The organism is bacterium, assembly GCA_035505375.1.
In the GTDB taxonomy this organism is placed as follows: Bacteria; Hydrothermota; Tepidihabitantia; order Tepidihabitantales; family Tepidihabitantaceae; genus UBA2258.
This window is the reverse complement of record DATJQV010000057.1, coordinates 1-25,295: the sequence shown is the minus strand read 5'-3', so window position 1 is coordinate 25,295 and position 25,295 is coordinate 1. Positions and strand designations below refer to the sequence as shown.

Sequence of the window (25,295 nt, the reverse complement as noted above, 5' to 3'; positions counted from 1 at the left end):
AGACAGTCGCCCCGGTGTCGGCAGCGGGTTATGCGGTGGGGCGGATTCCGGGCTGGGCGAGGCCGACTGAGCAACTCCCTTCGTCGAGATTCGCGGTCCTCCGCACCGGCTGGGCCTGGGTACGGGAAGGAGCCGGCCGCGGAGGCCGAATGAGCGCGACCGCGGCGAAGAAGCAGAGGAGGGGCTCGATTGGGGCGCGGAATCGGGCGTCACCGACCGTGCCGGTCACAAGCGTGAAGTAGAGAATCGGCAGGAGGAGCCAGAGCAGGCCGCGGGTGCGCCGCAGGAAGAGGCTTACAAGCCCGAACATGATGAGAATGAAGTTGAACAAGGCCGCAAGTGCCAGGACCGCGAGGATGAACGTCGAGGCACCGCTTAGCCGCACCTGCCATGCGGTCCGGAACGCCTGAATGACCTTCCCTTTGGCAAGCAGGCCGAGCGACGACTGAAACAGGTTGGCGCTGCCCTGCGCGGGCAGACCCCCGGCGTGAATCAGCAGCGGGCCCATGCTGATCGGACTCACGAAATCTTCGGCCACTCCCATCAGCCACACCGAAGCCGCGAGCGCGGGTCTGCGGAGCAGATGCGGCCGGGCAACCGCGGCCAGCTTCTGCCACATGGTCGCCTCGTCGTTCGTGTCAATCTGCCCGAACTGTCTTACCGCCTGCGCCATCATTGAGTCGCGTGCCTGCGCGATAGTCGTGCCGTTCTCCGCAGCCAGCACAGTCGCGGCGTCGTATAAGTAGACGTTGTGCTCCGACGCGGTGGAGATGATGTAGCGGCCGGTGCGGACGCCGTTGCGGATGACCCAGGGTAAGATGGTCACGGAGGTAACAGCGAGGAGGAGCACCGCGTTGCTGATTCCCGTGACCCACTTCCTCCTGCGCGCCGCCAGCCAGAAGATGTAGACCGCAAGCAGTAGAGGAAAAAAGGTGGCGATCGGGCGGGTGAGAATGAGGAGACCCGTGCAGATGCCCGCGGCGATGATGTCAGCGGCACGTCCGGTACTGCGGAAGCGGTTGAACAGCAGGACAAAGATGAGGAGCAGCGGGATGAACAGGGCCTCGGAAATCAGCTTGGACGATAGGAATGCGAGGTTCGGGCTGAGCCCGACGAGCAGCGCGGCCAGAGCGGCCGGAACCGGCCCAAGCTCAAGCTCAAGCCCAAGCCGCCACGTGAGCCAGACGGTGAGCATTGAAAGTAGAAACTGCAGGATCAGGCTGAAGAGGATGAAGCGAGGCAGACGAAGCGGGTATAGTCCGCGGCGGGGGCCCAGGGAAGCCGGCTGGTTGATGATGTATGGGATTGTCAGCAGCAGCGGGTAGGCGGGCGTGCGGAAGAGTTCGGGACGCCACGGCGGCGCGACATCGCGGCTAAAGGTGTGATGGGCCACGAGGTTCCGGGCAAGGGCGATGTATTCGCCGCTGTCCCCGATTGATGCCACTGCTTTGGTTTCGACCGGGACGCGCGGCAGGAGTATGAACGCGAGTCGGGTCAGAATGACGAGGAGTAGCGCCATGAAGAGGAAGTCGGATGCCTGACGATGGACATCAAGCTCAGAGCTGTCGACCGGAGGGAGCGGGTCGGCTGCAGCCACGCGCTTGCGGTCCGGGCCCGGAGTCGCGTTCATTGCGATTTGGTTTGCGCCTGGTGCGGCCGGGTCAGAGCCACGGCCGCGATGATGCAGAGGAGCGGCTCGATGGGGACGCGGAATCGGGCTTCACCAACCGGGCCGGTGGAGAGCACGAAGTAGAGTATCGGCAGGAGCAGCCAGAGCAAGCGACGCGAGCGCCGCAGGAACACGCCTATCGCGAAGGCAATGAGAAGTGTCGCGTGGAAGAGCACGGCGCAGAGCAGGATGCCAACGGCCGGCGCCGGCATCGAGGCGAGCCGGTCCCTCCAGATGAGCGCGAGGGCCTGTCCGATTCTGCCGCGAGCCACGAACTGGACTGTTCGCTGTGCGACGTGCCGCTCTCCGGTCGTGTCTGTCTGCGGGTTCGCTCCGGCGAACACGCGCAGGGACCGAACGCTGAGCGGCATCAGTAGTCCGCCCGCGCTGCCGGCTGCGTGTATTTTGACGGCCAGAAGCGGTCGGGCCGAAATCTGCTGCCGACCTGCTTTGGCCATCGACGCCCAGTACGAAACCTGCGCATTGGTATCGAGCGGACCGAACCGCGCCTGTGCCCGGGCTGCCAGCGAGTCGCGCGCGTCATCTACCGATATCAGCCTGTCGGCGGCAAGGGTCAGCGCGCCGCTGTACTCGCAGATGTTGTAGTCGAACGCGGTTGAGATTGTGTACTTCCCGCCGGCGTGTCGATTGCGGATGACCCAGGGCAGGACGACGAGAGAAGTGCAGGCGAGGAACAGAACGGAGTTCCCAATTGCCAATCTCCAATTCCTGACGAAAGCAGGGGAGGTTCCGAGAACAGTCCCTTGGATGGCGGAAAACGAGTGACAGTCCCTCGGAGCGCTTGCGTCGGACTCAGCGCGGGACAGTCCCTGTTTTCCGCCGGGAGTCGCCACTTTCATGATACGTAGCCAGAGGATGCAGATGGCGAGGAGTAACGGCAAGAAGACGGCGATGGGACGGGTCAGGATGAGCAGGCCGCAGCAGATACCTGAGGCTGCATGTTCCTGCCAGCGGTGAAGAACTCGGAACCGGTTGATGAGCAGCAGCGTCGTAAGCAGCAGCAGGGCGGAGAGCGTCTCCGTCGTGAGTTTGATCGAGTAGAAGACAAGGTTCGGGCTCAGTGCGACCAGCAGCGCGGCAAGCGAGGCCGCAGCCGGCGCAAGCCCAAGCTCAAGCGCAAGCCTCCGTGTCAGCCAGATGGTAGCAAGGGAAAGCAACAACTGGAGCAGCAATGGCCAGACCAGCGACGAGCCGAGGACGGCCAGGGGCAGGGCGAGGAACATGGGGTAGACGGGCGTGCGAAGGACGTCGGGTCGGTACGGCGGCATCGAATCCTGAGAGAAGCCATGACCGTGGACGATGTTGCCGGCGAGCCGCACATACTCGGGCGAGTCACCGGTCGGCTCAAGCACCTTGGTCGCGAAAGAGGCGGTAGGGGCCAGCAGCAGGCAGAGACGCAGCGCGAGACCGGCCAGCAAAGCTGCGAGGAGCAGCCGGCTAGCTGATTTCATACCAGGGCCGGCGCACCCGGTTCCGCACGGCCAGCCCCAGTATGAGACCGGCAACGAATCCGCCGATGTGGGCAAAGTAGGCCACACCGCCGCCCATGCCCGGCGCCGAACTGCATCCGTACAGCACCTGGAACAGAATCCAGAACCCGAGCAGAAGCGGGGCCGGCAGGTAGATGAGGCGGATAAAGAAGAATATAGGGATCAGGGTCAGGACCCGCGCCCGCGGGTAGAGCACGAAGTACGCGCCCATCACTCCGGATATCGCGCCCGATGCGCCGATGGTCGGGACCGACGAGCCGGGCATGAGCACAATCTGGAGCAGGCTTCCGGCCACGCCGGTAAGCAGGTAGACGATCAGGAACCAAAAGTGGCCGAAAGCATCCTCGACATTGTCGCCGAATATCCAGAGGTAGAGCATGTTGCCGATGATGTGGAAGAAGCCGCCGTGGAGGAACATCGATGTGAAGAGGGTGTAGAGGCGATGACCCGACACGATGACCGCGGGCACCATTCCGTAGGTGCGAACGATCAGGTCGCCGGCAGCCGGGTCCTTGAACTCGGTGAGCGTCTGTCGTATGAATACGAGGGTGCAGACTGCTATCAGCCCCCATGTGACGTATGGCCGCTTCTCGGAGCGGATGTCGTCGCGGAGGGGGATCATGGGCGAGCCGGGGCTACCAGCACGACCGCCATTGCCGCGATGCTCTTGGCCTTGAGAGCCAGGAGCGTGCCTTCGGTGGTCTTGGCCTTCAGGCCAATGTTGCCGGCCGGTACGGAGAGCATGCGGGCGATGCTTTCGCGTATCGCGTCGGAGTGCGGAGACAGCTTGGGCCGGTCGCAGACGAGAACGCAGTCAGCATTGACGAGCCGATACCCTCTAGCCTTCACGCGCCGATATGCCTCCCTGAGCATCAACTCGCTGGCCGCATCCTTCCACTTCGCGTCCGTATCCGGGAAAAGGGTGCCAATGTCGGGCAACGCCAGCGCTCCGAGCAGGGCGTCGGTCAGGGCGTGCAGGAGCACGTCGGCATCGGAGTGGCCGGCAAGGCCTTGCTCCGACGGAACGTGGACGCCGCCGAGCATCAGCGGACGGCCCCGCACCATTTCGTGGGCGTCGAAGCCGAGGCCCATGCGGAATGGCGAGTGGCCAGACGCGGTCCGTGCTGAACGTCGTGTTGGTGTGGGGCTCAAGTGGCCACATTGTAGCGTCGGCGCAAGGTGAATCAAGCGACGGGCAAGTGTCCAGTGACCAGTTTCCAGTGTTCAGTCTCAAGGTGGCCTGATCAGTCTACCGGCAACTGGTACCTGGTAACCGGAAACCCATCCGCTCGCCGCGCCTTGGTTGACACTCGCACGAGTCGCGCTATGATTGCCCCGTGATAAACGTCACGGTAAGTGGCGAGGCTCGGCAACTTGAGCCGGGTGTTGCCGTCGGCCAGGTCCTTGCCGACCCGAACGCGGTAGCGGCCAGGGTTGACGGCCGGCTTGTGGATCTGACCTTCCGTCTCGAACAAGACGCCCGGGTCGAACCGGTGGCCTACGACTCGGAAGAGGGGCGCGAGGTCTACTGGCATTCCGCGTCCCACCTGATGGCGCAGGCGGTGAAGCAGCTCTATCCGAGTGCCAAGGTCACCATCGGTCCGGCAGTCCCCGAAGGTTTCTACTACGACTTCGACGTGGAGAAGCCGTTCACCGAGACTGACCTTGCGAAGATCGAAGAGCGGATGTACGAACTCGCCAAGCAGAAGATTCCCATTGTCCACAAGTTCCTGCCGCGCAAGGATGCGATTGATCTCTTCAAGACCCGAGACGAATCGTACAAGCTGGAGCTGATTGAAGGCATACCCGACGAGAGCATCTCGGTATACGAGCAAGGCGATTTCGTGGACCTGTGCCGGGGCCCGCACGTCACCAGCACCGGCAAGATAAAGGCCGTGAAGCTGCTCTCGGTTGCAGGCGCATACTGGCATGCTGACGAGAAGAACCGAATGCTGTCGCGCGTTTACGGCGTGGCCTTTCCGTCGAAGGAAATGCTCAAGGAGTATCTCGACCGGCTGGAAGAGGCCAAGCGACGGGACCATCGCAAGCTCGGACCCGCGCTCGACCTGTTCAGCTTCCACGAGGAGGCCGGAGCCGGTCTGGCGTTCTGGCACCCCAAGGGTGCGACCGTCCGCCGCCTGATCCAGCAATACTGGGAGAAGGAGCACCTCGCCGCCGGATACCAGCTCGTCCTCACTCCGCACATCGCCCGCGCCGGCCTGTGGCGGACATCGGGCCACCTCGACTACTATGCCGAGAACATGTACGTGCTCGACGTCGAGGAAGAGCAATACGTGCTGAAGCCGATGAACTGCCCCGGTCACATGCTCATCTACCGCACCAAGGTGCACTCCTACCGCGACCTGCCCCTGCGCATGGGCGAATGGGGCACGGTCTACCGCCGCGAGCGGTCAGGCGTGCTCCATGGCATGATGCGGGTGCGCGGGTTCACCCAGGACGACGCGCACATCTTCTGCACGCCCGAGCAGGTCGAGGACGAGGTCTTCGGCGTGGTCAGCCTCTCGGTGAAGATGCTTCGGGCGTTCGGCTTCGAGAAGTTCAAGGTCGACCTGTCGGTGCGTGACCCTAAGCACCTGGACAAGTACCTCGGCACCGACGAGCAATGGAACCTGGGCGAGCAGTCGCTCATCCGTGCGCTCGATCGCGTCGGCCTGCCCTACAAACGGGCCGAGGGCGAGGCGGTCTTCTACGGTCCCAAGATTGACATCAAGCTGCTCGACTCGCTCGGCCGCGAATGGCAGTGCCCGACCTGCCAGTTCGACTTCAACGAGGGCGTCCGTTTCAACCTCAACTACATGGGCCAGGACGGGCAGCACCACCCCGTGTACCTCGTGCACCGCACCATCCTCGGCGGCATTGAGCGCTTCATGGGGATACTGGTCGAGCACTTTGGCGGCGCGTTCCCGGTCTGGCTCGCGCCGGTACAGGCGCGCGTGCTGTCGGTGACCGACACCGAAATCGGCTATGCGCGCGAGGTGGGGCAGAAGCTCGAAGCCGCCGGGATAAGAGTTGAAATCGATCTGAAGTCTGATAAGATAAACCTCAAAGTCAGTGAAGCCGAACGCCAAAAGATCCCCTTCATGCTCGTAGTGGGCGGCCGCGAGGCCGCGCAGGGCACCGTGTCGGTTCGCCGTCACGGCAAGGGCAATCTCGGTGCGGTTTCAGTCGAGGCGGCGCTCGCCCAAATCAAGGAGGAAAACAACGTACCCGGGTAAAGTTGCTCGCGACGCTTTCAAAGACAGGCCCAGAGTAAACGAACAGATACGCGTACCATATGTCAAGGTCATCGGCTCCGACAAAAAGCTCATCGGCATCCTGCCGACCCGCGACGCCGTCGGTCTGGCGCGCCGGCAGGGCCTCGACCTGGTCGTCCTCGTGCCGACCGAGGAACCACCGGTCGCAGGCATCGTCGACTTCGGCCGATACCTCTACGAACAGAAGGTCCGGCTGCGCGAATCCAAGAAGAAGCAGCATGCCACCGAGGTCAGGGAAATGCGCATGAAGATGAAGATCGGACCCGGTGACTACGAAGTGAAGATCCGCAAGATGCGCGAGTTCCTCGCCGACAAGGACCGCATTCGGATTACGCTGTTCGTCCGCGGCCGCGAAATCGTTCACGCCGACCTCGGCATGAAACTGATGGACCGCCTGAGCCAGGACCTGTCTGACGTCGCCCGCGTGGAAGCGCCACCCCGACTGCAGACCGAAGGAAGAAAATCAATCCAGATGATGCTGGTGCCAAAATGAAGCAGAAGACCAAGTCCCTCAGTTCGCTGAAGAAGCGCATCAAGCGCACCGCCGGAGGCAAGTTCCTGTACCGGAACTCCAACCGGAGCCACAACAACTCATCCAAGAGCAAGCGGAGAAAGCGCGGCTTGAACGTGCCGACAGTCCTGGACGGCGAAAGGGCCAGGCGGCTAAGCGAGCTTGTTCCCTACAAATAAGGAGACAGGATGCCGAGAGTAAAGAACGGCCCGTATACCAAGCAGCGCCGCAAGAAGTGGCTCAAAGATGCGAGAGGCTACTGGGGCGGCAGGTCCAGGCTTTTCCGGACCGCACATCAGGCGGTAGTCCATGCCGGCGTTTCCGGCTACAAAGAGCGCCGGCGCAAGAAGCGTACGTTCCGGTCGCTCGCGATTATCCGGCTGGGCGCCGCGCTGAAACCGCTGGAGCTCAGCTACTCCAAGTTCATCCACGGCCTCAAACTCGCCGGGATTACAATGGACCGGTTCGTGCTGTCGGAGATGGCAATCGATGCGCCCGAGGACTTCGCCGGCGTAGTGACCGTGGCGAAGGAATCGCTGGCCGCCGAGGCGGCGACCCGGGCGATGGCTAAGGCCGAAGCCTAGTCCGGCTCGATCCAATTGCGCGGGCGCGTCATTGACGCGCCCGCTGGCATTGACGCCCGGCCGCGCCAGTCCCGCCGCCCGGGAACTCGACGCACAACATCGCCCCGCCCGCCAATCCGCAATCTGCAATCATCAATCTCGAATCTGAAATACCCTTGAAGGCTCGCCAGAAAGCTCGACTCAGAGTTCGTCGGAAAGTACCTTAGAAAGCAAACTCGAAAGCGTACTTCATAGCATCTTCCATTGCTCAGTTCAAAGCTCATCACATCGCATCGTTCATCGATCATCTCAAAGCTCAGCGCATCGCTTCTCACATCGCTTGCTACAAAGCTCTATAGAAAGCTCGCGGCAAAGCTCGTCTGAAAGCTCCCTTCAAACCTGCTTCTTAACCTCAGTCTTAACCTTAGGCTATTCCTTCTCCGAAGGCTAGCCCCCAGGCGACCCCTATATGCGGACTCTCCGCGACCCGACAGTGTTTAACCGACCGAGAGCAATTGAGTTACGCTCGGTTGTCGAGTGTCACGAGACCCTCAGTTCTTTCTGCCCTCTCTGTGGCCCCGGAGTCCCTCCGCTCATTGTTCCACGTCCCCAGTTTTGACTTTTGGCCCTTGGCCTCTGCCTTCTGACTTCGCCCGCGCCGTCGCGTCCCAACTCCTTCTCCTGCTGAGAGTTCTGGTCTCTGAATTCTGGACTCTGAACTGTCCGGTCTTCAGTATCCCCTGGACGGTAGGGGAAGCTGCGGCCCCCGGTGCAGGCCTCGCTCCCGGACTCGCTGCAGGCACCGCAACGGCGCAAGGAACGACCGCCGCTCAATCCTCCTGAACGACCTCTGGCGCCGCTCTCGCTACATCAGCCGCTCGTCCAACCGCAACAACACCCGCAACAGGCATGGGTCCGCCGCCTTGAACAGCCCTCGCTTCTCCACTCGCTACAGCCGCCGCACCAGCCTCCGCTGCGGCTACCGCAACAGCCACCGCAACAGCGCCCGCTCCGGTGCCTGCAACAGCCCGGTGAACAGCAGCCGCTCCGGCCCTCGTTCCCGCATCCGCAGCAGCCTCCGCAACAGCACCCGCTCCTGCCCGCGCACCGGCCCTCAGTTCTTCACTTGCGCGCCCCGCGTGCATCGTGGTCCTTCGCCTTCCCTTGGACTTTCGTAGTTGGCCACTCGCACGCTGCTCCTGGATCCCCGTGGCTAGGTCCTCGACATCATGTTCTAGCCGCGCCATCTGACCCGTTGTGCTCACGCCCGGCCGACCCTTCGACCAGTTTCCCGGTCCCACTTTCGCACGCGCCTCCGTCTGCTTGACTTCACTTCCCACGCGCCTACAATTCTGCGTGGAACCTCAAACCCACCTGGCCTTGGCAGGTGAGATGAGACTGAAACTCGGAAATCGCGACGCACGCACTATCCGCGACGCGGACGAGCGCGGCACGGTGATGGTCTTCACCGGCCCCCGCCTGTTTCACCATTGGGGGATGGCAGCGCGCCATGTCGCCGTGTGGCGTGGCGTTCTGGGGATACTGATGCTGGCTGGCCTCTCCTCAGCCAGGCTCATGCCTGCTGATATCAATCTCCTTTGGGAGCACAAACTGCTCGCAGTCTTCCCGATTGATGTCAACGGTGATTCCGTCGACGAGCTTCTCACGCTTGCCAGCGATTTCTACGTCGTTGCGTACGACCAGAACTTCGACGTCGCATCTGGGTCGCGCGTCTTCAAGGAGGGGACCCTGTCACGAGGAGCTTCGGCTGGCGGGATCAACGGAGACACTGTGTGGGTGAGCTACGACCGCGGAGACTCCGCTTTCGTCTACGACCTCTGGCCGAGGCGCGAAATCTCCGTTGCGGGCGGTCGCAGCCTAGTAGCCCCCGACTGGTGGGATGGGGCCATCCGCCAAGTCGAACTACATGATCTGGGTGGGGACGGCAGGAAAGAACTGGTCGTCTCCGTCGCGGTAGGATTCGACCTCCAGCCCAGAGGGATCTTCGCCATTGACTGGGCAACGGGCAAACGCCTCTGGTACTACGAGATGGGCCCGAACCCGAGCAACTTTCTTGTCGGAGATGTCGATAATGACGGGAAGCCTGAAGTTATCGTCGGTTCGTTGGCACCGGGGAACCGGCCGCCCGGGTATGACCCGCCAGACACGCTTACATACGTCGCTTGCGTTGGCGGCGATGGCCGCGAGAAGTGGCGGCGGGACATCGGTTCCTACGGTCAGGAGGCCCAGGTTGCGTGGTTCGGCAAGACGGCGGCTGGCACTCCACAAGTCCTCGTAGTCGAGCGCGGTTGTGCGATCCCTGGCGCACAGCCCGACAGTCTGTTTGTCCTGGATGCCTCCAACGGGGGATGCGTTCTCTCGGCTCAGTACGGACAACTCAATGCATCATGCGTGGGTTTTTCCGATCGGGCGGGCCAGCCGAGGCTCGCCCTGACCGGCAGAGACGATACTATGAGGATTCTGGACAACAAACTAAGGCTGGTCAGGGAGATCCCACTGACCGGCGGTTACGGTACTGCCGTCTATGTGGGCAGGTTCACGGACAGCCTCCACGACCAACTGCTGGTCCAAGTCTCCAACGGGCGAGCAATCATTTTCGACTCCAAGTGGCGGCCGATAGCTGAATCACTCGTCGGCGACGGCGATCTCCGAGTTCTGCGCCACAAGCGCAGATCTGTCCTTCTAGCCGGCCCGACCAGCGATCAGACCAGGACGTACCGGCTATACGAAATCCGAGTCAGCCCGGTTCTGTCACGAAGGGTAGCATTGGGGTGGTTTCTTTCCATCCTTACGGCAGCTCTCATGGTTCCCATTCTGGTCTCCTTCGCCTACCGATACCGGCATCTGCGCGACATCCGCACGATTATCCGAGGCCTCACCGGCGCGGCCGGGGTCCTCGAACTCGACCGTCGGGGTAACGTGCGGCGTTCGAACCCAAGGGGACGTGAGCTTCTCTTGGCTGCCGGTGCGACTGAGAGCACTCCACTTTCAGGTTCTCTTGCCTCACTCGCTAGCTCCACTGCAGAAGGTAGAGCGGCACGCGAACTGCCACTGTCGCTGTCCACCGGGCAAACAGTCCTCGCCCGGGCAACACCGGTGGAGTCCGGCACCCTGCTAACGCTCGAGGACATCTCCGCAGTCGAGTACATGAAACGCGTGACATCCTGGGCGCCGGCCGCCCAGAAGTTGGCGCACGACATCAAGAACCCGCTCACCGCGATGGCGCTGACTCTCCAACGACTCGACAAGTACCGCACACCCGAGACCGAACGATACTACACGAGCCTAAGAGACGAGATTGACCGGCTGAAGAAGATGGCGGACGGATTCATGCGACTGAGCAAGTTGGAACCGCCGAAGCTTGTCTCGACCGCCATCAACGAGGTCGTTCGTCAGTGTGCAAGCAAGTTTGAGGGCGTCAGACCTGCGGACGTTGAGCTAAGGTACGACCTGGCCGAAGGCCTGCCGTTGGTGGCACTGGACCGCGACCAGATGGCTGTAGCCTGCTCCAACATCATCGAAAACGCCATCTCGGCAATCGTTGATTCGGGAACCATCACCATTCGTACATCGTACATCGTTGAGGGCAAGAAGGTGGAGGCAGTGGTGCAGGACACCGGCAAGGGAATCCCTGAGCGCTATCTCGACGAGGTCTGCGAGCCGTTCTTCGCGCTCAAGCCCGGCGGAACCGGGCTGGGAATGGCCATCACCAAGCGCATCATTGAGGACCACAAGGGCACGATCAGGGTAGAGAGCAAAGAAGGTGCAGGTACGACCGTGACAATCACGCTGCCGGCAGGATAGCGGACTACTGCGAATGAGAGATGCTTCGACTTCGCTCAGCATGACATGTCCAACCGCGCCAGCCTGTCATTCCGAGCGAGTCCGACGGGTCGAGGCATCTCGTGCCTCTGCACGGCCCGTTTGGAGGCCGTCAGCCGTGAGCCGTGAACCGTCGGCTGTTCTGGGCATGGAAGGTGCATGAAACCAGCGAGAGTGAAGCCGCGAATCCTCGTCGTTGACGACGACGCCAGCATCCGGTCGCTGATGAGCGAGATGCTGGAAGACCAGGGGTTTGAGGTCCTTGCAGCGCCGGACGGAACCGAGGCCCTGCGGCGCATCCGTGAGAATGACCTGAATCTGGTCATTCTGGACTACTGGCTGCCCGACTTCGACGGCCTGAAGGTCTTGCACGAGGCCCGCAAGATCAGCCCAACGCTGCCGGTATTGATGATGTCCGGCTACGGGACCATCAAGCTGGCCGTGCAGGCGACAAAGGAGGGCGCGTATGACTTCATCGAGAAACCGCCCGATGTTGACCGCGTGACCGTCGCAATCAAGAACGCCCTTGAAAAGGACCTGCTCAGGCGAGAAGTCGCCACGCTCAAGGCCGAGACTCTGGCGAAGTACCAGATGGTCGGCACGTCTCCTGCCATGCAGCGACTGTACGAGATGATTGACCGCGTAGCGCCATCCAAGGCCAGCGTCCTGATACTGGGCGAGAGCGGCACGGGGAAAGAGCTTGCCGCTCACGCGGTCCATCAGAAGAGCGCTGTGGCCGGCGGGCCGTTCGTTCGCCTCAACTGCGCCGCGATTCCACACGAACTCATCGAGAGCGAGCTATTCGGTCACGAGAAAGGCGCTTTCACCGGCGCAGTCGCCCAGAAGCCGGGCAAGCTGGAGCTGGCCGACAAGGGCACGGTATTGCTTGATGAGATTGGCGACATGGACTTCCATGTTCAGGCCAAGCTGCTTCGCTTCCTGCAGGAAGGGGAGTTTGAGCGCGTCGGCGGCATAAAGACGCTCAAGGTGGACGTGCGCACTTTCGCAGCCACGAACAAGAACCTGGAAGAGGAAATCAAGGCAAAGCGCTTCCGCGAGGACTTGTTCTACCGTTTGAACGTTGTGACTCTCAGGGTTCCCCCGCTCCGTGAGAGGACAGAGGACATCCCGGCTCTGGCAGAGCACTTCCTTGGCAAGTACTGCGCCGAGCATGGCGTCCCGTTGAAGGCGCTGACAGATGACGCTATTGACCTTCTCGCGGCGCAACCTTGGCCCGGCAATGTCCGGGAGTTCGGCAACGTCATCCAGCGGCTCGTTGTCCTTCTTCCCCAACAGACGCTCTCAGCGCATGACATCAGACCTCTAGTAACCGCCGAAACCGGTTCTGAGCAGTCGGCATCGGACGGCCAGTCGCTCAAGTCGGCTCGCGACGATTTCGAGCGAAAGCACATTCTCAAGGTGCTGGCTGACTGCCAAGGGAACATAACCGAAGCCGCCCGTATCCTTGAGATAGACAGAACCACGCTGTACCGAACCTTGGAACGCCTCGGCGTTAGTACGGCCAGCAGCTAACAGCCGACAGCTCACAGCCAGCCGCTTTCCGCCTACGACCGATTCCGTCTCGTCACTCCGGCCCCTTCCATCACGTAATTCCGACCGTAGTGGAGGAATCTCTCGGCGCGCTCCACCTGTTGCGTCCACGCAACACCAGCCGTTGCGTCCACGGAACACAAACACGCCACTACGCCCGAACGCAGTCCGCTCCATCTAGCCTAACCCTCTGAAACAGCAGCGCCAATTACCGCTGGCACGCTTGCTGCTCTGGTATGGTTCGATGATGCATGTCAAACCAGACTTCGGCAATGGTCGCGAGTCCGTGCTTCATCCGGCTGCACCGAGCCGAAGGCGAAGTCGAACGCCGTGGTGCGCGGCGGGAACAAGGAGCAAGCATGAGAAACGCGGTTGAGAAACAACGCCACCAGTCCGGCTCGCGGGCACTGATCCCGCTGACGGCAGTAGTCGGTGCACTGGTGGCACTCGCGTTGGCGATTCCAGGACTCGCCAATGCCAGCACGTGGCCGACAGGTATAGGAGCAAACCTCGTAGGCAACACGTACTACCTGCACGCTCAGATTACGACGAACAACTGGTGGTCGGAATACTACCATGCAACTGTGACGATTTCGTACCGCGACTACCACAGGGACGTTGTTACCTATGATGAACAAGCGAACGCGCGGGCTGGAGTAAACCAAACGTATAGTTGGTCTATCAATTGTGGGGCTGTGTCCACTGATGACGCCGATAACGCCAGTGCCACGATTCGGGTTGAGGACAGCCATGGCACCGTAAACACATTGACTTGGTGGCCGCGGCACGACGACGATCCGAACTTCAAATGACCATCCTCTGCGGACCGCCTGACGTCAGGATGAAGCCACAGTAGATCCGTAGCAGCATAGGTGCATCGGGGCTGTTGAAAAACCCCATCTTGGAGCCGACCTGAGGCTTCACGCAGGAGCGGCCGTCCGCAACCGCCGCAGTAGAGCTACTTCCACTGGCTTCATTCTGCCCGCCACGCTGACGGAACGTAGTGAGGCCCTCTTTCAACAGCCCCACATCTACCACCATTCTGGGAATCTCGCGTAAGGAGTGAGCAAACCTCTGTCGAGATGGCGGAGTGAAACCGTGCTTGTGACGACGTAGGCTCCCCTATGACCGGAGTGACCCGCGGAACATGTGGTTGGCCCAAGTCCCTCTATCGGAGATGACAGGTCCAGAGGACATGGAGGAGTTACGCGAACTGGGAGGCATCGGGGACGCTAAACGTTTCGCATCATCGGGGCACGTCGGGGATCCTCCACAAGATAGGGTCCCGGCGCATATCAAGTAGAGCAACGGTTGGAGCCCCGCCGGGCACGTGCTTTTATCTCCCCACTGACCACCACTGACGGCCCACAGCTCACAGCCGACGGCTGATCGCCTCCCGCCTGCTCGGAAGCCCGAGCCCGCGGTGCCATTCCGACCGCAGTGGAGAGGTCTCTCTGCCTTCGCCGCATGTTGCGTCCACGCAACAGCCACCGTGGCGCCCCGCAACACGAGCGATCCCTCACGTCGAACTTCAGCCTGCTCTAGCCAGCCTAGCCCCTGAAATAGCAGCGCCAGCCGCCTCTGGCACGCATGCTGCACTCACCTGTCCCGATGATGCATGTCAAACCAGACTCCGGCATAAGTCGCGAGCCCACGCTTCATCCGGCGGCACCGAGCCGGAGACGAGAACTCGCATCCCTGGTGCGCTGAATGGGATGCTCACAGGAGGAGATGAAATGTCTCACTGCAATCGCCTAACAACGAGGACCTATGCTCAGTCCGTGGCAGTTGCGGCACTGCTCGTCGCAATCAGTGCATTCGCGTCACTGGTGCAGGCGCAGTACTATCCTCACGGCAACTCGTATCAGAACAACTGCTCCTACCCGACTCGCTGCCTCCCTCAGTCTCCCTACTATTCGAATCCGAGTCCGACCGTGAACGGCCACAGCTCCGCAACCGGCTTGAGCAACTACCAGGGGTCCACGTCGGGTGACCAGGTCGAGCGCACGGTCGGCGCGTGCTACGGTGCTGGTCCCATTGGAGTGTGCGTTGACAACCAAGGCACTCTGTCAGTTGACGCCGGTGAGCTGGCTCGGGGAGAGGTTTACGTCGGCCAGTCGAGCGGTGCCTGCTTCGGCGGCGGCGTCAGTGGCAGACTCGGGCCGGTGGGGGTTGAGGCCTCCGCCACGAAGTGCCTTGACAGCCGGCGCGGTTTGACTGACCAGCTGTCATTCCAGGCCGGCCCAATCCAGTACACAGAAACAAGGCCCGTGCATCCGCGGTAGTAGGGCGCGCCCGATTCGTGCGGTCGGGGCGGGCTTGCGCCCGCCCTGACACTTGCAAACTCAGGATTGGCGACATCACGGAGACGCGTGAACTCGTCGAGATTGTCCAATGACGAATCGAGGAGCGGCTCTGCAGCCGCCTCTCTCATACCGCCCGACGTGCTTTGTTGCTGTTGCGTGCCCGCCACAACCCCGTTGCGCCCGCGCAACACGAAAACCCCTTGCACGCGGCCGCAGCTTGCTTCGCCCTGTCCAACCTACTGAAACAACGGCGCTAACCACCTCTGGCACGCTTGCTGCCTTTGTCTATTGCGATGACGCATGACAAACCAGACTCCGGCATAAGTCGTGAGTCCATAGTTCTCGGGAAGGTAGAAGAAACCAGAGGAGGATTCGTGAACAGCGTGAAGAGGACCGTATTCGCAATCGTGATCGGCCTCGCCATGGCGGCGTCAGCGCAAGCAGGACTCTTGGGAGACCTTGGCCAGGTCATCGACGGTTCGGGCGGAAACATCGGACAGGCCACGCTCCATCGGTTGCAGCGTGAGGCTGCATATCAGGTTCTGCGCGGCATCCTGCGCGGCAACGGCTGCAGAGGTGCCGACGACTACGTGAGTTGCATCAGGGCGCTGGTGGAAAACCACGACCGTGGCGCCGCGACTGCAGCGTTCTTAGCCGGTCTTGAGCGTGACGGCTCAGACCAGGCGCGTAACATCCTGAAGGTTCTCTACGTGGCCGCAGTCACCATCAGGCTAACCAATTCCGAGGTGGCTGACGAGGTCGTGTCGTTCGTCGAATACGTCAATGCTCGGGAAGACTTCTCGAGGAAGACAGACGACCCGCAGACTGACTATCGCCATCGCGGCTCTGATGCTGCGCCCGCAGCAGCAGTGGTCGCCCCGCAGGGCAACCCGACCAGAGAGGTCGCTCTCCGAGGGTCCAGCGAGCTCTGGGACCACGCCGGTTCGGGCGGTGCGAGAACGGACATGGCACCTAGTTTCGAACGGCCGGCAGGCACAAGGTTCACCAACAGCCCGCCGTGTAGAGACGAGAACGAGCCCGCGCCGAATGTCGTCCGCGCGCGGAGCCCGGAGGACAGAAACCCGTGCCAGTGCCCTTACACGCCCGGCGAACAGCAGCCAATGTCCGGGGCCGTCTACATCGGTCAGTCCGGGCTTGGCGGATTGCTGGCACCGACAACCGCAGGCGTGATGGGTCAGTTAAGCGAGGCGTCCGATGCGCGATGCAATGGCCAGACCGACTGACGCACGCTCGGTTCTCTGGGCGTGCTTGTCCGTGAAGACAGCGGAGCGGACTTTGGAGGGAGCAGGCACTGCCGACTGCCTTGTCCATGAGGGCGTCTGTTTCCTGGATCGGCTCAGACTGGTTCGTGGCTCCAACAATGTGCCCACCTTTGTCTGCCCCGTCCTTGACAGCGGGACGTTGGATTTTACAATTGCCGGGTTGATTGGCCGAGTAAGGGTCCGGGTGCAATGCCCGGATGGGCACACGATGCCGCAGCGGTATCGTTTTCTGAACGTCTGGATCCCTGTTGAGAAAACACGCGCCCGGGAGGGCGCACGGCGGCACTAGCCGAGGCAGGAACTGAACGGCTGTACAGTGCAGCAGCCAATCGTAACTGGGAGGCGCGTTCGTTGAAGACCGTAGGTGTGTTTACAATGGAGCTGCTCAATTAGTCAAATGGGAAAGCCCGGCTGGTGACGTCGGCACCATGGTCTGGCCGTCACCAAGCAAAGAGAATTCGCGCTTCAGACAGCCAAGACATATCAATAAGCGAGGAGGAAATGTGAAAGCGGACAAAACTCTCAGGCAGCCCAACCTCGGGCGACTCGTCCTATGCCTGGCACTGCTTCTGCTGGCATCAACCCAGATAGGTTGCCCCGCCCCGGTCATCGCGCCTGTGACAAGGATAGACTCAATCTACGTGCCAGTGGCCGGAGAGAGGTTGGAATGGGATCACTCCAATGTGAAAGAAGTGGTTCAAATGACGTCTACTTCTAATGGTGACGAGCGACAGGCTTGCGTTTCTCCAGACGGCAAGTACGTGGCCTTCGTTTCCCGTCCTGCGGTAACGAGGTCTGGCGAGGAAGCCACCAATGACGTATATGTCATGAACGCGGATGACGGCAGCAACCGGCGCCAGATCACAAACACGGAAGGCGACCAGGATGCCTATTATCCGTACTGGTGGAAGGGGAACCGACTGTTGTACGCCCGCTACGACGGGTCTCCGTATTATACCCGGAGTCTCTACTGGCAGGACTTCCCTTCCAAACAGATGGAAGGATACGCCATAATCAAGAGAGAGAACCAGTTCTGGGTGGGCGACGCCTCTATCTGGAGCGGCTTCCCCTCTCCTGATGGCAAGTTCATCGCTGTGTGTATGGAGACGCCGAAGAGCCGAAAGACGAGGATTGTCAAGACCGACGTCTTCCGCCGTCAACCGCAGTTGGAAAACCCGCAGATAGTTATCTTTAACGTGGACACGAAACTGGCCGAGTACTTCGCATCGGGCTCCGATCCTGCCTGGTCACCTGACGGAAAGAGCGTTGCGTACTCCCAGCGACGCGGTGACAACTCCTTCATAATGGTCAAAGACATAGAGTCGAAGGACGAGCGTCAGATAACAAATGGAACTGATTGCGTTGACTGGATGCCGTGCTGGTCGCCGTCGGGCAATGCCATTGCTTTTGCCTCGTGGAGAGACAAGGACTGGAATATCTACAAGATCGATGCCGACGGCAGGAGTCTCATGAAGCTGACTACCTCCAAGGGAACTGAGTGGGACCCGTCGTGGGGCCCGGGAGGTTACATCTACTTCTCTTTTCTAAGAAAGGGAAACGGACAGGACTGGGACATATGGCGCCTGCAACTTCAACCCAAGTAGTCCGAGAGGATGGACCTGATTCCAGGAGTAAAGGGAGGTAGAGAGTGCCCAAACTTATAGTTCAACTCAAGCACAAGACCGTCCAGGAACTGGACATGACGAGTGACATGGTGGTTCTGATCGGCAGAGGAGACGAGAGTGCCATCAAGCTTGACGATAGTCTCGTCTCTCGTGAGCACGCCCAGATCAGGGAGGATACCGGACGCTATCTCGTTTCCGACCTGGGCAGCGCCAACGGTACATTCGTCGGAGCGAGGAAGATAACTCAGGACTACGAACTGAAAGACGGCGATGTCATCAGGATAAGCCCGTACACGATTTCTTTTGGCTTAGCAGCCTTTGAACGACCAACCCAGGTAGGAAGAATGGAAAATCTTGAAAAACCGACCGAGGTGTTCACCTTCACCGGTACGCCGCGCGTGCTGGTTCGTAGCGGCGAGGAGGTGGGCAAGTCCTATGATCTCACCAACAACCCGCTTATCGGCCGCGACGCTGACTGCGACATCACGCTGAACGAGGCGACGGTCTCGCGCAAGCACGCCCGAATCCAGTTCATCGAGAACAAGCTAACTGTCGTTGACGTGGGGAGCAGGAGCGGCACCCGCGTGAACGGAAAGCTGATCGACAAGCCGACGCAGCTAAAGGACGGCGATCGGATCCAGCTTGGGGAGGCTAGCTTAGAGATCGAGTGGAAAGGAGGGGGGGGGGCGACAAAGGCTGAAGCCGAGAAGGCAACCGTTCCCTTCTTCAGGCCCGACATTGCTCCTGTCAAGAAGGAGGGACAGCCGTGGAAGTGGGCGGTGGGTGTCGCGGCGGCTATCATAGTTGTCGCGGGGGCCTACCTTGCATTTCATCGCCAGACGGGTCCGACGACCGGGGGAGGCAAGACCAGCGTCCTTGCCAGCGAATTGGTCAAGCAGTCCATGGAAGCACTTGGTCAAAACGACAATGAGAAGGCGGTTCAGTTCGCAGACCTGGCGTGGAGTAAGGATTCCACCAGCGGGAGCGTTCGTGACCAGGTCGTGACGGCGCACAAGGCCGCGGCGTTCGCGCTCGAAAATCAAGGAAACCCGGATAAGGCCAAGATGCACTGGTCAAGGGTTCGGGCTCTGAAGCCTGACGATCCGGACGCCATGAAGCGCGTCGGCACAGGAACTACCTCTACGCGAGAGAATCCAGTGGCGGAAAAGGAACAGCCGACTGTCAACCCTTCGAAAAAGCCTGAGCCCATTACTTCTGTTACACCATATGACAAGGCCCTCGCGACCTATCGCCTCGGGAGCTTGGAGGATGCGCAGCAGATGGCCGCTGCGATTCCCGCTGGCGATCCTAAGGCGACGGAACTCGCAGCTTGGATAGACCTTTGGCAGCAGGCCCGGTATCGTTCGGGACCAGACGTGTCGGACTTGCCCGGAGCGGCAAAGCTGTACGGTGATTTGCTGCAGAGGGATCCGGCCAACTCGCTCGCCCGAGCTGAGTCTTCCAAGCTGAGCGCTTCAAGTTGGGACAGTCAGAAGGCGAAGGACTTGGACAAGCAAGCGCAGGATTACTACGGTCGCTGCAAGGACTATGGCGACGAGGAGTCCTGTCCCAAGGCCAAGGCGCTGTACGACCAGATAGTCAAGATGGGCCCGCCGCCTGCCAGCGCAGACACGGCGGACGCGACCATCTACAACCGCGCCAAGCAGCGTCTTGCCGAGTTATCCTGACGGCTTCGGCGTGCGGACACTAAGCAGCAACAGGAGCATGAATGCGGGTCTACGTCGGCAGCGGTTCTGATCAAGGCCGGGTAAAGAGGTCAAACCAGGACGCTGTCGGCGTAGACTTGGCAAGCGGACTCTTTCTGATCGCCGACGGCGTAGGCGGACACATTGGAGGCGATGTCGCCAGTGGTATCGTTCTGTTGCTGGCAAAGGAGTGGGTCGTTGCTGCCAAGCCGGCATACCAGGACAGGAAGGCAGCGCTGTTGGGCGCCATCCGAGAGGCCAATTCCCGCATCTTCCAGATAGCCGTGTCCGAGAACAAGCGAGGAATGTCGTCCACTGTCACGGCCTTCCTCATCGGCTCCGGGCGATACTTCGTGGCTCAGGTCGGTGACTCGCGGGCCTATCTCATCAGGGGCAATGAGATAGGCCAGGTGACGAAAGACCACTCTCAAGTTCAGCAACTGGTGGATAGCGGAATCATCACCTCTGAAGAAGCACGTCGCCACGAAAACCGCAACGTCATAACTCGCGCAGTAGGACTCGATTCCGATGTGGAGATCGACACCTTCGAGGGCGAATTCAGGGAGACGGATGCGATTCTAGCATGCTCCGATGGACTGTGGGAGGAGGTCACCGACAAGGAGATTCTGGCTACCGTCCTAAGCAGCGTGGACGGCCAGCAAGCGTGCAACTCCCTTATCGAGCAGGCTAACGCGAGGGGCGGCCATGACAACATCTCGGTTATCTTGGCTCAGTCAACCCCGACGATGAGAGGGGCCGTGCCGCGGGGGTCAGTCCCAATACTGGGGCGCAGTGCTCCAAGGGTGTTGACCCGGAAGAAGGTGCTGATAGGAGCGGCGGCCGTGGCCTTGGTGGCGGGGGTGGTTCCATTGGTGCTGCGATTCCTGACTCCTTATCCTCCTCCCTCGATGTGGGCCACCTTCGCGACAACGCCAAACACCCTGTACGTATCGTCAACTGTGGGCGGCGCCCGGGTGGACCGTCAACTGAGAAGCGGCGATTCGCTCCTTCTCCGTCCAGGTGACAAGCTGCGCTTCAAGCGAGAAGGCTTCACTGAGACCACGCTGGTCGTGGAGGGGCTCGCGCGTAGATACTACAGAGTAGAACTGGCGAGTCGCGTTGGTGCTGCGGTTGTTGGTTCTGACTCCGGTTCTCCTGCCAGGGAGGTCGATACTGTACGCAAACAGCCAGCGAGACCGCAACCGTCCAGTGCCAAGGTTACGGTCATATTCATGCCGGGTGGTGCAGGTAGAGACATCCGAGGTGCCGAAGTATTCTTGGACGATTCGTCGCGGGGGTGTGTGCCATTTAGGGCCACGCTGGAGCGCAACCGACAATACAAGGCCGTGGTTAAGTTCAATGACGGTACAAGTTCGAAACCACGAGAACTCACGGAGATAAGTCGAGACCCATCGCAGAGTGTGTTCAGGTATTGGGGAAAGGACTTCAGTTTCTGATGTCGGTCGCGGCTGGCTGCGGTCGTATCGGGAAGTACACACTTCTGGAGGAAATCAACAGCGGCATAATGAGCAGGCTCTACAAGGCGCATGATCCTTCCGAGAACCGCACCGTCGCGCTCAAGACGTTAAAGAAGGAGTACGCCGAGGACGAGGAGGTAGTGGAACGTTTCAAGCGAGAGGCCAAGACCACCAGGGCGCTGGAACACCCCAACATCATCAAGATCCATGATGTGGGATTCGAGGACGAGCAGCACTACTTCACAATGGAGTACATCACTGGTCCTACCCTGAGGAAACTCCTGTCCTCGGAAGGTGCACTGTCGGTCGAAAAGGCGTTCGTCGTTTCCAAGATGGTGTGCCTCGGGCTTCACTACGCGCACTGTGCGCATGTGATCCACCGCGACATCAAGCCTTCCAACATCGCCATCGACGAGAACGGCAACGTCATCATCCTCGACTTCGGCATCGCCAAGGTGACGTATCTGGCCCGATTGACTCGGCCCGGACTGCTCATCGGGACCCCGGAGTATATGTCGCCTGAACAGATAAGGGGGACGACACCCGACGGCAGAGCCGACCTTTACTCGCTTGGGATCGTTCTCTACGAGCTTCTTACAGGGACCGTGCCGTTCCGCGGCAACACCCACATCGAGATTGCCGAGAAGATAGTGCGGGACCAGCCGCGCCGGCCAAGTGAACTCAACAGAGAGCTGCCAAAGGAAGTGGACGAAATCGTGCTCAAGGCCATCGAAAAGGACAGGACAAAGCGATTCACGTCCGGTCTGGAGATGGCGAACGCGATGAATCACACGCTGGGATTGCCCGAGGAGGATGCAAATGACATGCCGAGTCCGGGGATGGTCCAGGAAGAGGCCAGAGCTACGAAGGCTTCTGAACCTTCTGACCGCACGGGCAGGGCGTCATCTGTAGGAGGGAGGACCATTATGTCGTTCCTCGCCAGGAAGGAGTTCTGGATTCCGCCGGCCGTGGCAATTGGCCTGGTGTGCTTGCTGTTGATTGTCTCGCGCCCGGGCCTGGTCCTGTCTGTTGCGCCCTGGCTACTGATACCGGTGGGCATAGCACTGCTGGTATGGGTCCTGCGCGGGACTTCGAGCAAGACGGGGCGCGAGAAGTTCTCTTCCGCAGAACTGCTCTTGTCCAGCGGGGGAGAGATAATCCAGGCTTTCCCCATCGCTGGCCATGTCGCCACAATCGGTCGCGACCAGCCGGACGGGATAGAGATATTCAAAGATTCCATATCACGTTCGCACGCCCAGGTCGTCAATCAGGACGGCGTCTTCTGGGTCTGCGATCTCAACAGCACCAATGGGACATTCTTGAACAGCCGGAGAATCGACAAACACGTCCTCAGAGACGGAGACGCAATTGGCGTCGGGGGAGAGACACTGGTGTTCAAGGGCGTCAAAGAAAGCGGGAGGTAAGAGTGCGTGTCAAGAAGAAGACGGCTGCGGTGTCCATGTCGCTGTCTGGTGTCCTTATGTTGCTGACGGTCTTCGGCGCGGGTGCTGCCAATGCGCAAGGGTGGCGACAGATTTCATCCGGCACTGCCAAGTATGACAGCGCCGACTTTGAGGGTGCCATCCGCTGCTTCCAGCAGGCTCTAAGCGATGGTGTCACATACAGGGAGTCCGTCAATGTCTACTGCTACCTGGGCGCATGCAGCGCAAAGTTGAACGAGCCGGCGGCGAGAGATGCTTACTTCGTGAAGGTCCTGTCGCGGGACGCGACAGCGCAGCTCCCGAGCAGACTCGTTACCGAGTTCTCGGGCGATTTCGAGAAGACCCGCGACAACCTGGCGATGGCGAACCGCCGCCAGCTCACGGTGACGAGTGAGCCCGTGGGTGCCCGGATCATGCTTGGCGGGTCTGACGTCGGGGTGACACCAAAGACCTTTCCGCTGACGGTCGGTGAGAACTACAGCGTTGCAGTCGGTGAGTACGGCTACAAGACTTGGTCAACGTCAATCCATCTCGACCGAGACACGTCCTTAACATTCAAGCTGCTGAAGGAACCCGACACCGTGTGGACGGAGAAGAGAGTGTATCTGACGCCGAAGACAGGCGTTCGCACCTACATGATCGGGGTGGCAGCCGGAGCCGGCCTGGGGCTGGTATCGTATCTCGCCTCAGCCTGGTCGGATGACCAGGCAAGGGTCAACCTTAGAAGCTACGCGTCGGCTGGCGACACGGCGAGTGCCCGGGAGTACTTCGACAGAGTCCAGAATTACCACACAGCAGGCAACGTTCTATTCTATGCGTCATATCCGTTGATGGCTGTTGGCTTCTTTGCCGGGCTGAGACTGGCACAAAGGTTCCTGCCGGAATACACGGTTGGACTGGACGAATCCAGACCGACTAGTATCTACTGCTCGCTGGACAAGAACTTGAACCTGACTCTGGGAGTAAGGAGGAGCATATGGTAAGGCGAATTGTAGCAGCGCTCGCCGGGTTGTTGGCGATCATCCTGATGAACTGCGATACAAAAACGCTGAACTACCCACCCAAGCTGAATGTTGTTCACGCTGTTTCGGACGCGGCACTGGTCATCAGTGTCGTCCCCGACACCGTGTATGTCAGCAAGAACGGGCATCGTACCTTCGACCTTGCCGCTATCGTAAGGGATACCGTCGACAAGAATACTCCGATTGCGTGGTCGTTGTCGCCGGGCCCGCTGATCACCGTCGACTTGAACAGCAGCATGGCGGACGTGGGACCGGTGCCCAACCAGGTGTGCACAAGTTATGTGGTCTTCACCGCCACCGACGCAATGGGGGCAAGCAACAGCAAGACGTGCGTTGTGTCGGTCTTCGACGAGTTCGGGGTTACTGCAGGTGCGGACACGATTGTCGTGAACACGAACGATTCGGCATACGTGGACATCACCTGCAAGTACAGACCTATTCTCGCTTCCCTGCTTGCATGGGGTGACACAATCCTCTGCGACACGGCCAAGCTGAGACCTTGCTCGTGGAGCGGTTCGCCTGAGAGCGGTGGTATCAAGGTGCGTGCAAAGGGCGGTATCTGCACGACCGCGGTGCAGTTCTTCGTCCATGACCCGGTGAACCATGTCGATTTCACACACAGCGTTCCAGTAAGAGTCAGGTAGATGCCGGTCCACTCGCTGGCAGTCGGCCAGAAACTCTCGAACGGCAAGTACGAGGTCACCGAGTTCATCGGCCGTGGAGGCATGGCCGAGGTCTTCAAGGGGATCGACGTCAACCTGAAGCGTAAAGTCGCAATAAAGGTGCTCGACCCGGAATTCGCGAACAATCCCTACTGGGTCCGGAGGTTCAGAGACGAGGCAGAAACCGCCGCCAACCTCGAGCATCCCAACATTGTCACGATCTACGAAATCCAGCAACATGAGAACCTGCACTACTGCGTAATGCAGTACCTGCCGCAGGGGCTTGTCTCGGTTCTTAAGCAGACGAAGCGTGCGCTGACTCCAGTCGAGGCTATCACGATACTGGAACCCATCGCCGAGGCGCTCGCATTCGTGCATAAGCGCGGCGTTGTCCACCGGGACATCAAGCCCGGCAATATCATGCTGGACGAACACGGCGCGCCGGTCCTAACCGACTTCGGCATAGCGATGCGCGACAATAGTACTCGTCTAGAGGGTCACGCGACCACCGGGACGCCTGAGTATATGTCTCCTGAGCAGATCAGGGGTGAGGCCAGCATCGATGGCCGGTCGGACGTCTACTCTCTGGGCGTAGTTCTGTATGAATTGCTGACGGGAAATGTTCCTTATCACAGCGAGGACCCGCAGGCGGTCTTCTATCAGCAGGTCCACGAGCCTCTTCCGGGGCAGCCGCTCAAAGACCACCAGGTGCCCAAGAGGGTTAAGGACATCCTTTGTCGATGCCTTGAAAAGGACGCCAGGGACCGGTACCAGTCGGCCGACACTCTGGTGGAAGCGTTCAACGACGTCCTGAGAAACCCGCCGACGTTGAGGGCCGCAGGTGTGAA

General features: G+C 60.4%; 20 protein-coding genes. 16 read left to right on the top strand and 4 right to left on the bottom strand.

Annotated elements, in window-relative coordinates; all coding sequences use genetic code 11:
• Window positions 1-28: 28 nt before the first annotated feature.
• The 4 genes from VMH22_09175 to ispF are packed head-to-tail and all read right to left on the bottom strand — an operon-like array spanning window position 29 to window position 4,272.
• On the bottom strand, window positions 29-1,630 hold the full coding sequence (locus VMH22_09175) for a glycosyltransferase family 39 protein (protein HTW91867.1): 1,602 nt from the start codon (window positions 1,628-1,630) through the stop codon (window positions 29-31).
• Window positions 1,627-3,141: a glycosyltransferase family 39 protein gene (locus tag VMH22_09170; GenBank protein ID HTW91866.1), complete on the bottom strand. Its 1,515-nt coding sequence runs from the start codon at window positions 3,139-3,141 to the stop codon at window positions 1,627-1,629. Before VMH22_09170 ends, VMH22_09175 begins: the two co-directional genes overlap by 4 nt.
• Window positions 3,128-3,802: a rhomboid family intramembrane serine protease gene (locus VMH22_09165; GenBank protein ID HTW91865.1), complete on the bottom strand. Its 675-nt coding sequence runs from the start codon at window positions 3,800-3,802 to the stop codon at window positions 3,128-3,130. The genes VMH22_09170 and VMH22_09165 overlap by 14 nt, the downstream gene beginning before the upstream one ends.
• A complete protein-coding gene (gene ispF / locus VMH22_09160) occupies window positions 3,799-4,272 on the bottom strand; it encodes a 2-C-methyl-D-erythritol 2,4-cyclodiphosphate synthase (protein ID HTW91864.1) in 474 nt (157 codons plus the stop codon). Before ispF ends, VMH22_09165 begins: the two co-directional genes overlap by 4 nt.
• A gap of 245 nt (window positions 4,273-4,517) precedes the next feature.
• Between ispF and thrS the strand changes: the two genes are divergently transcribed.
• The 16 genes from thrS to VMH22_09080 all read left to right on the top strand — a co-directional run.
• Complete coding sequence (gene thrS, locus VMH22_09155) at window positions 4,518-6,416, top strand: threonine--tRNA ligase (GenBank protein ID HTW91863.1); 1,899 nt, start codon at window positions 4,518-4,520, stop codon at window positions 6,414-6,416.
• Window positions 6,355-6,948: a translation initiation factor IF-3 gene (gene infC, locus VMH22_09150; protein HTW91862.1), complete on the top strand. Its 594-nt coding sequence runs from the start codon at window positions 6,355-6,357 to the stop codon at window positions 6,946-6,948. The genes thrS and infC overlap by 62 nt, the downstream gene beginning before the upstream one ends.
• Window positions 6,945-7,145, top strand: coding sequence for a 50S ribosomal protein L35 (locus tag VMH22_09145; protein ID HTW91861.1), 201 nt, complete (start codon window positions 6,945-6,947; stop codon window positions 7,143-7,145). The genes infC and VMH22_09145 overlap by 4 nt, the downstream gene beginning before the upstream one ends.
• Window positions 7,146-7,154: 9 nt before the next feature.
• Window positions 7,155-7,550: a 50S ribosomal protein L20 gene (gene rplT / locus VMH22_09140; protein ID HTW91860.1), complete on the top strand. Its 396-nt coding sequence runs from the start codon at window positions 7,155-7,157 to the stop codon at window positions 7,548-7,550.
• A gap of 1,335 nt (window positions 7,551-8,885) precedes the next feature.
• Complete coding sequence (locus VMH22_09135) at window positions 8,886-11,354, top strand: ATP-binding protein (protein HTW91859.1); 2,469 nt, start codon at window positions 8,886-8,888, stop codon at window positions 11,352-11,354.
• A gap of 177 nt (window positions 11,355-11,531) precedes the next feature.
• Window positions 11,532-12,905 (top strand): sigma-54 dependent transcriptional regulator, encoded by a 1,374-nt coding sequence (locus VMH22_09130; GenBank protein ID HTW91858.1) that lies wholly within the window; start codon window positions 11,532-11,534, stop codon window positions 12,903-12,905.
• Window positions 12,906-13,282: 377 nt separating this feature from the next.
• Window positions 13,283-13,735: a hypothetical protein gene (locus tag VMH22_09125; protein ID HTW91857.1), complete on the top strand. Its 453-nt coding sequence runs from the start codon at window positions 13,283-13,285 to the stop codon at window positions 13,733-13,735.
• Between the two features lie 924 nt (window positions 13,736-14,659).
• Window positions 14,660-15,208, top strand: coding sequence for a hypothetical protein (locus VMH22_09120; GenBank protein HTW91856.1), 549 nt, complete (start codon window positions 14,660-14,662; stop codon window positions 15,206-15,208).
• Window positions 15,209-15,603: 395 nt separating this feature from the next.
• Window positions 15,604-16,473 carry a hypothetical protein gene (locus tag VMH22_09115; protein HTW91855.1) on the top strand — a complete coding sequence of 290 codons (870 nt, stop codon included), beginning with the start codon at window positions 15,604-15,606 and terminating at the stop codon, window positions 16,471-16,473.
• A gap of 542 nt (window positions 16,474-17,015) precedes the next feature.
• Window positions 17,016-18,116, top strand: a complete 1,101-nt coding sequence (locus VMH22_09110) for a hypothetical protein (GenBank protein ID HTW91854.1) — start codon at window positions 17,016-17,018, stop codon at window positions 18,114-18,116.
• 44 nt (window positions 18,117-18,160) lie between these two features.
• Entirely contained in the window at window positions 18,161-19,825 is a 1,665-nt protein-coding gene (locus tag VMH22_09105; protein HTW91853.1) for an FHA domain-containing protein, read from the top strand.
• A gap of 41 nt (window positions 19,826-19,866) precedes the next feature.
• A complete protein-coding gene (locus VMH22_09100) occupies window positions 19,867-21,300 on the top strand; it encodes a Stp1/IreP family PP2C-type Ser/Thr phosphatase (GenBank protein ID HTW91852.1) in 1,434 nt (477 codons plus the stop codon).
• Window positions 21,300-22,745 carry an FHA domain-containing serine/threonine-protein kinase gene (locus VMH22_09095; protein HTW91851.1) on the top strand — a complete coding sequence of 482 codons (1,446 nt, stop codon included), beginning with the start codon at window positions 21,300-21,302 and terminating at the stop codon, window positions 22,743-22,745. Before VMH22_09100 ends, VMH22_09095 begins: the two co-directional genes overlap by 1 nt.
• 2 nt (window positions 22,746-22,747) lie before the next feature.
• Window positions 22,748-23,746, top strand: a complete 999-nt coding sequence (locus VMH22_09090; GenBank protein ID HTW91850.1) for a PEGA domain-containing protein — start codon at window positions 22,748-22,750, stop codon at window positions 23,744-23,746.
• A complete protein-coding gene (locus VMH22_09085) occupies window positions 23,740-24,429 on the top strand; it encodes a hypothetical protein (protein HTW91849.1) in 690 nt (229 codons plus the stop codon). The genes VMH22_09090 and VMH22_09085 overlap by 7 nt, the downstream gene beginning before the upstream one ends.
• The coding region (locus VMH22_09080) for a serine/threonine-protein kinase (GenBank protein ID HTW91848.1) at window positions 24,430-25,295 on the top strand (866 nt) is incomplete at its 3' end.

Bases quoted from the DNA above. Each gene is read 5' to 3' on its own strand.
- VMH22_09095 (HTW91851.1), top strand. From the start codon at position 21,300: ATGTCGGTCGCGGCTGGCTGCGGTCGTATCGGGAAGTACACACTTCTG.
- VMH22_09125 (HTW91857.1), top strand. From the start codon at position 13,283: ATGAGAAACGCGGTTGAGAAACAACGCCACCAGTCCGGCTCGCGGGCA.
- VMH22_09145 (HTW91861.1), top strand. From the start codon at position 6,945: ATGAAGCAGAAGACCAAGTCCCTCAGTTCGCTGAAGAAGCGCATCAAG.
- VMH22_09100 (HTW91852.1), top strand. From the start codon at position 19,867: ATGCGGGTCTACGTCGGCAGCGGTTCTGATCAAGGCCGGGTAAAGAGG.
- VMH22_09085 (HTW91849.1), top strand. From the start codon at position 23,740: ATGGTAAGGCGAATTGTAGCAGCGCTCGCCGGGTTGTTGGCGATCATC.
- VMH22_09130 (HTW91858.1), top strand. From the start codon at position 11,532: ATGAAACCAGCGAGAGTGAAGCCGCGAATCCTCGTCGTTGACGACGAC.
- VMH22_09170 (HTW91866.1), bottom strand. From the start codon at position 3,141: ATGAAATCAGCTAGCCGGCTGCTCCTCGCAGCTTTGCTGGCCGGTCTC.
- VMH22_09165 (HTW91865.1), bottom strand. From the start codon at position 3,802: ATGATCCCCCTCCGCGACGACATCCGCTCCGAGAAGCGGCCATACGTC.
- VMH22_09175 (HTW91867.1), bottom strand. From the start codon at position 1,630: ATGAACGCGACTCCGGGCCCGGACCGCAAGCGCGTGGCTGCAGCCGAC.
- rplT (HTW91860.1), top strand. From the start codon at position 7,155: ATGCCGAGAGTAAAGAACGGCCCGTATACCAAGCAGCGCCGCAAGAAG.
- VMH22_09120 (HTW91856.1), top strand. From the start codon at position 14,660: ATGTCTCACTGCAATCGCCTAACAACGAGGACCTATGCTCAGTCCGTG.
- ispF (HTW91864.1), bottom strand. From the start codon at position 4,272: ATGGGCCTCGGCTTCGACGCCCACGAAATGGTGCGGGGCCGTCCGCTG.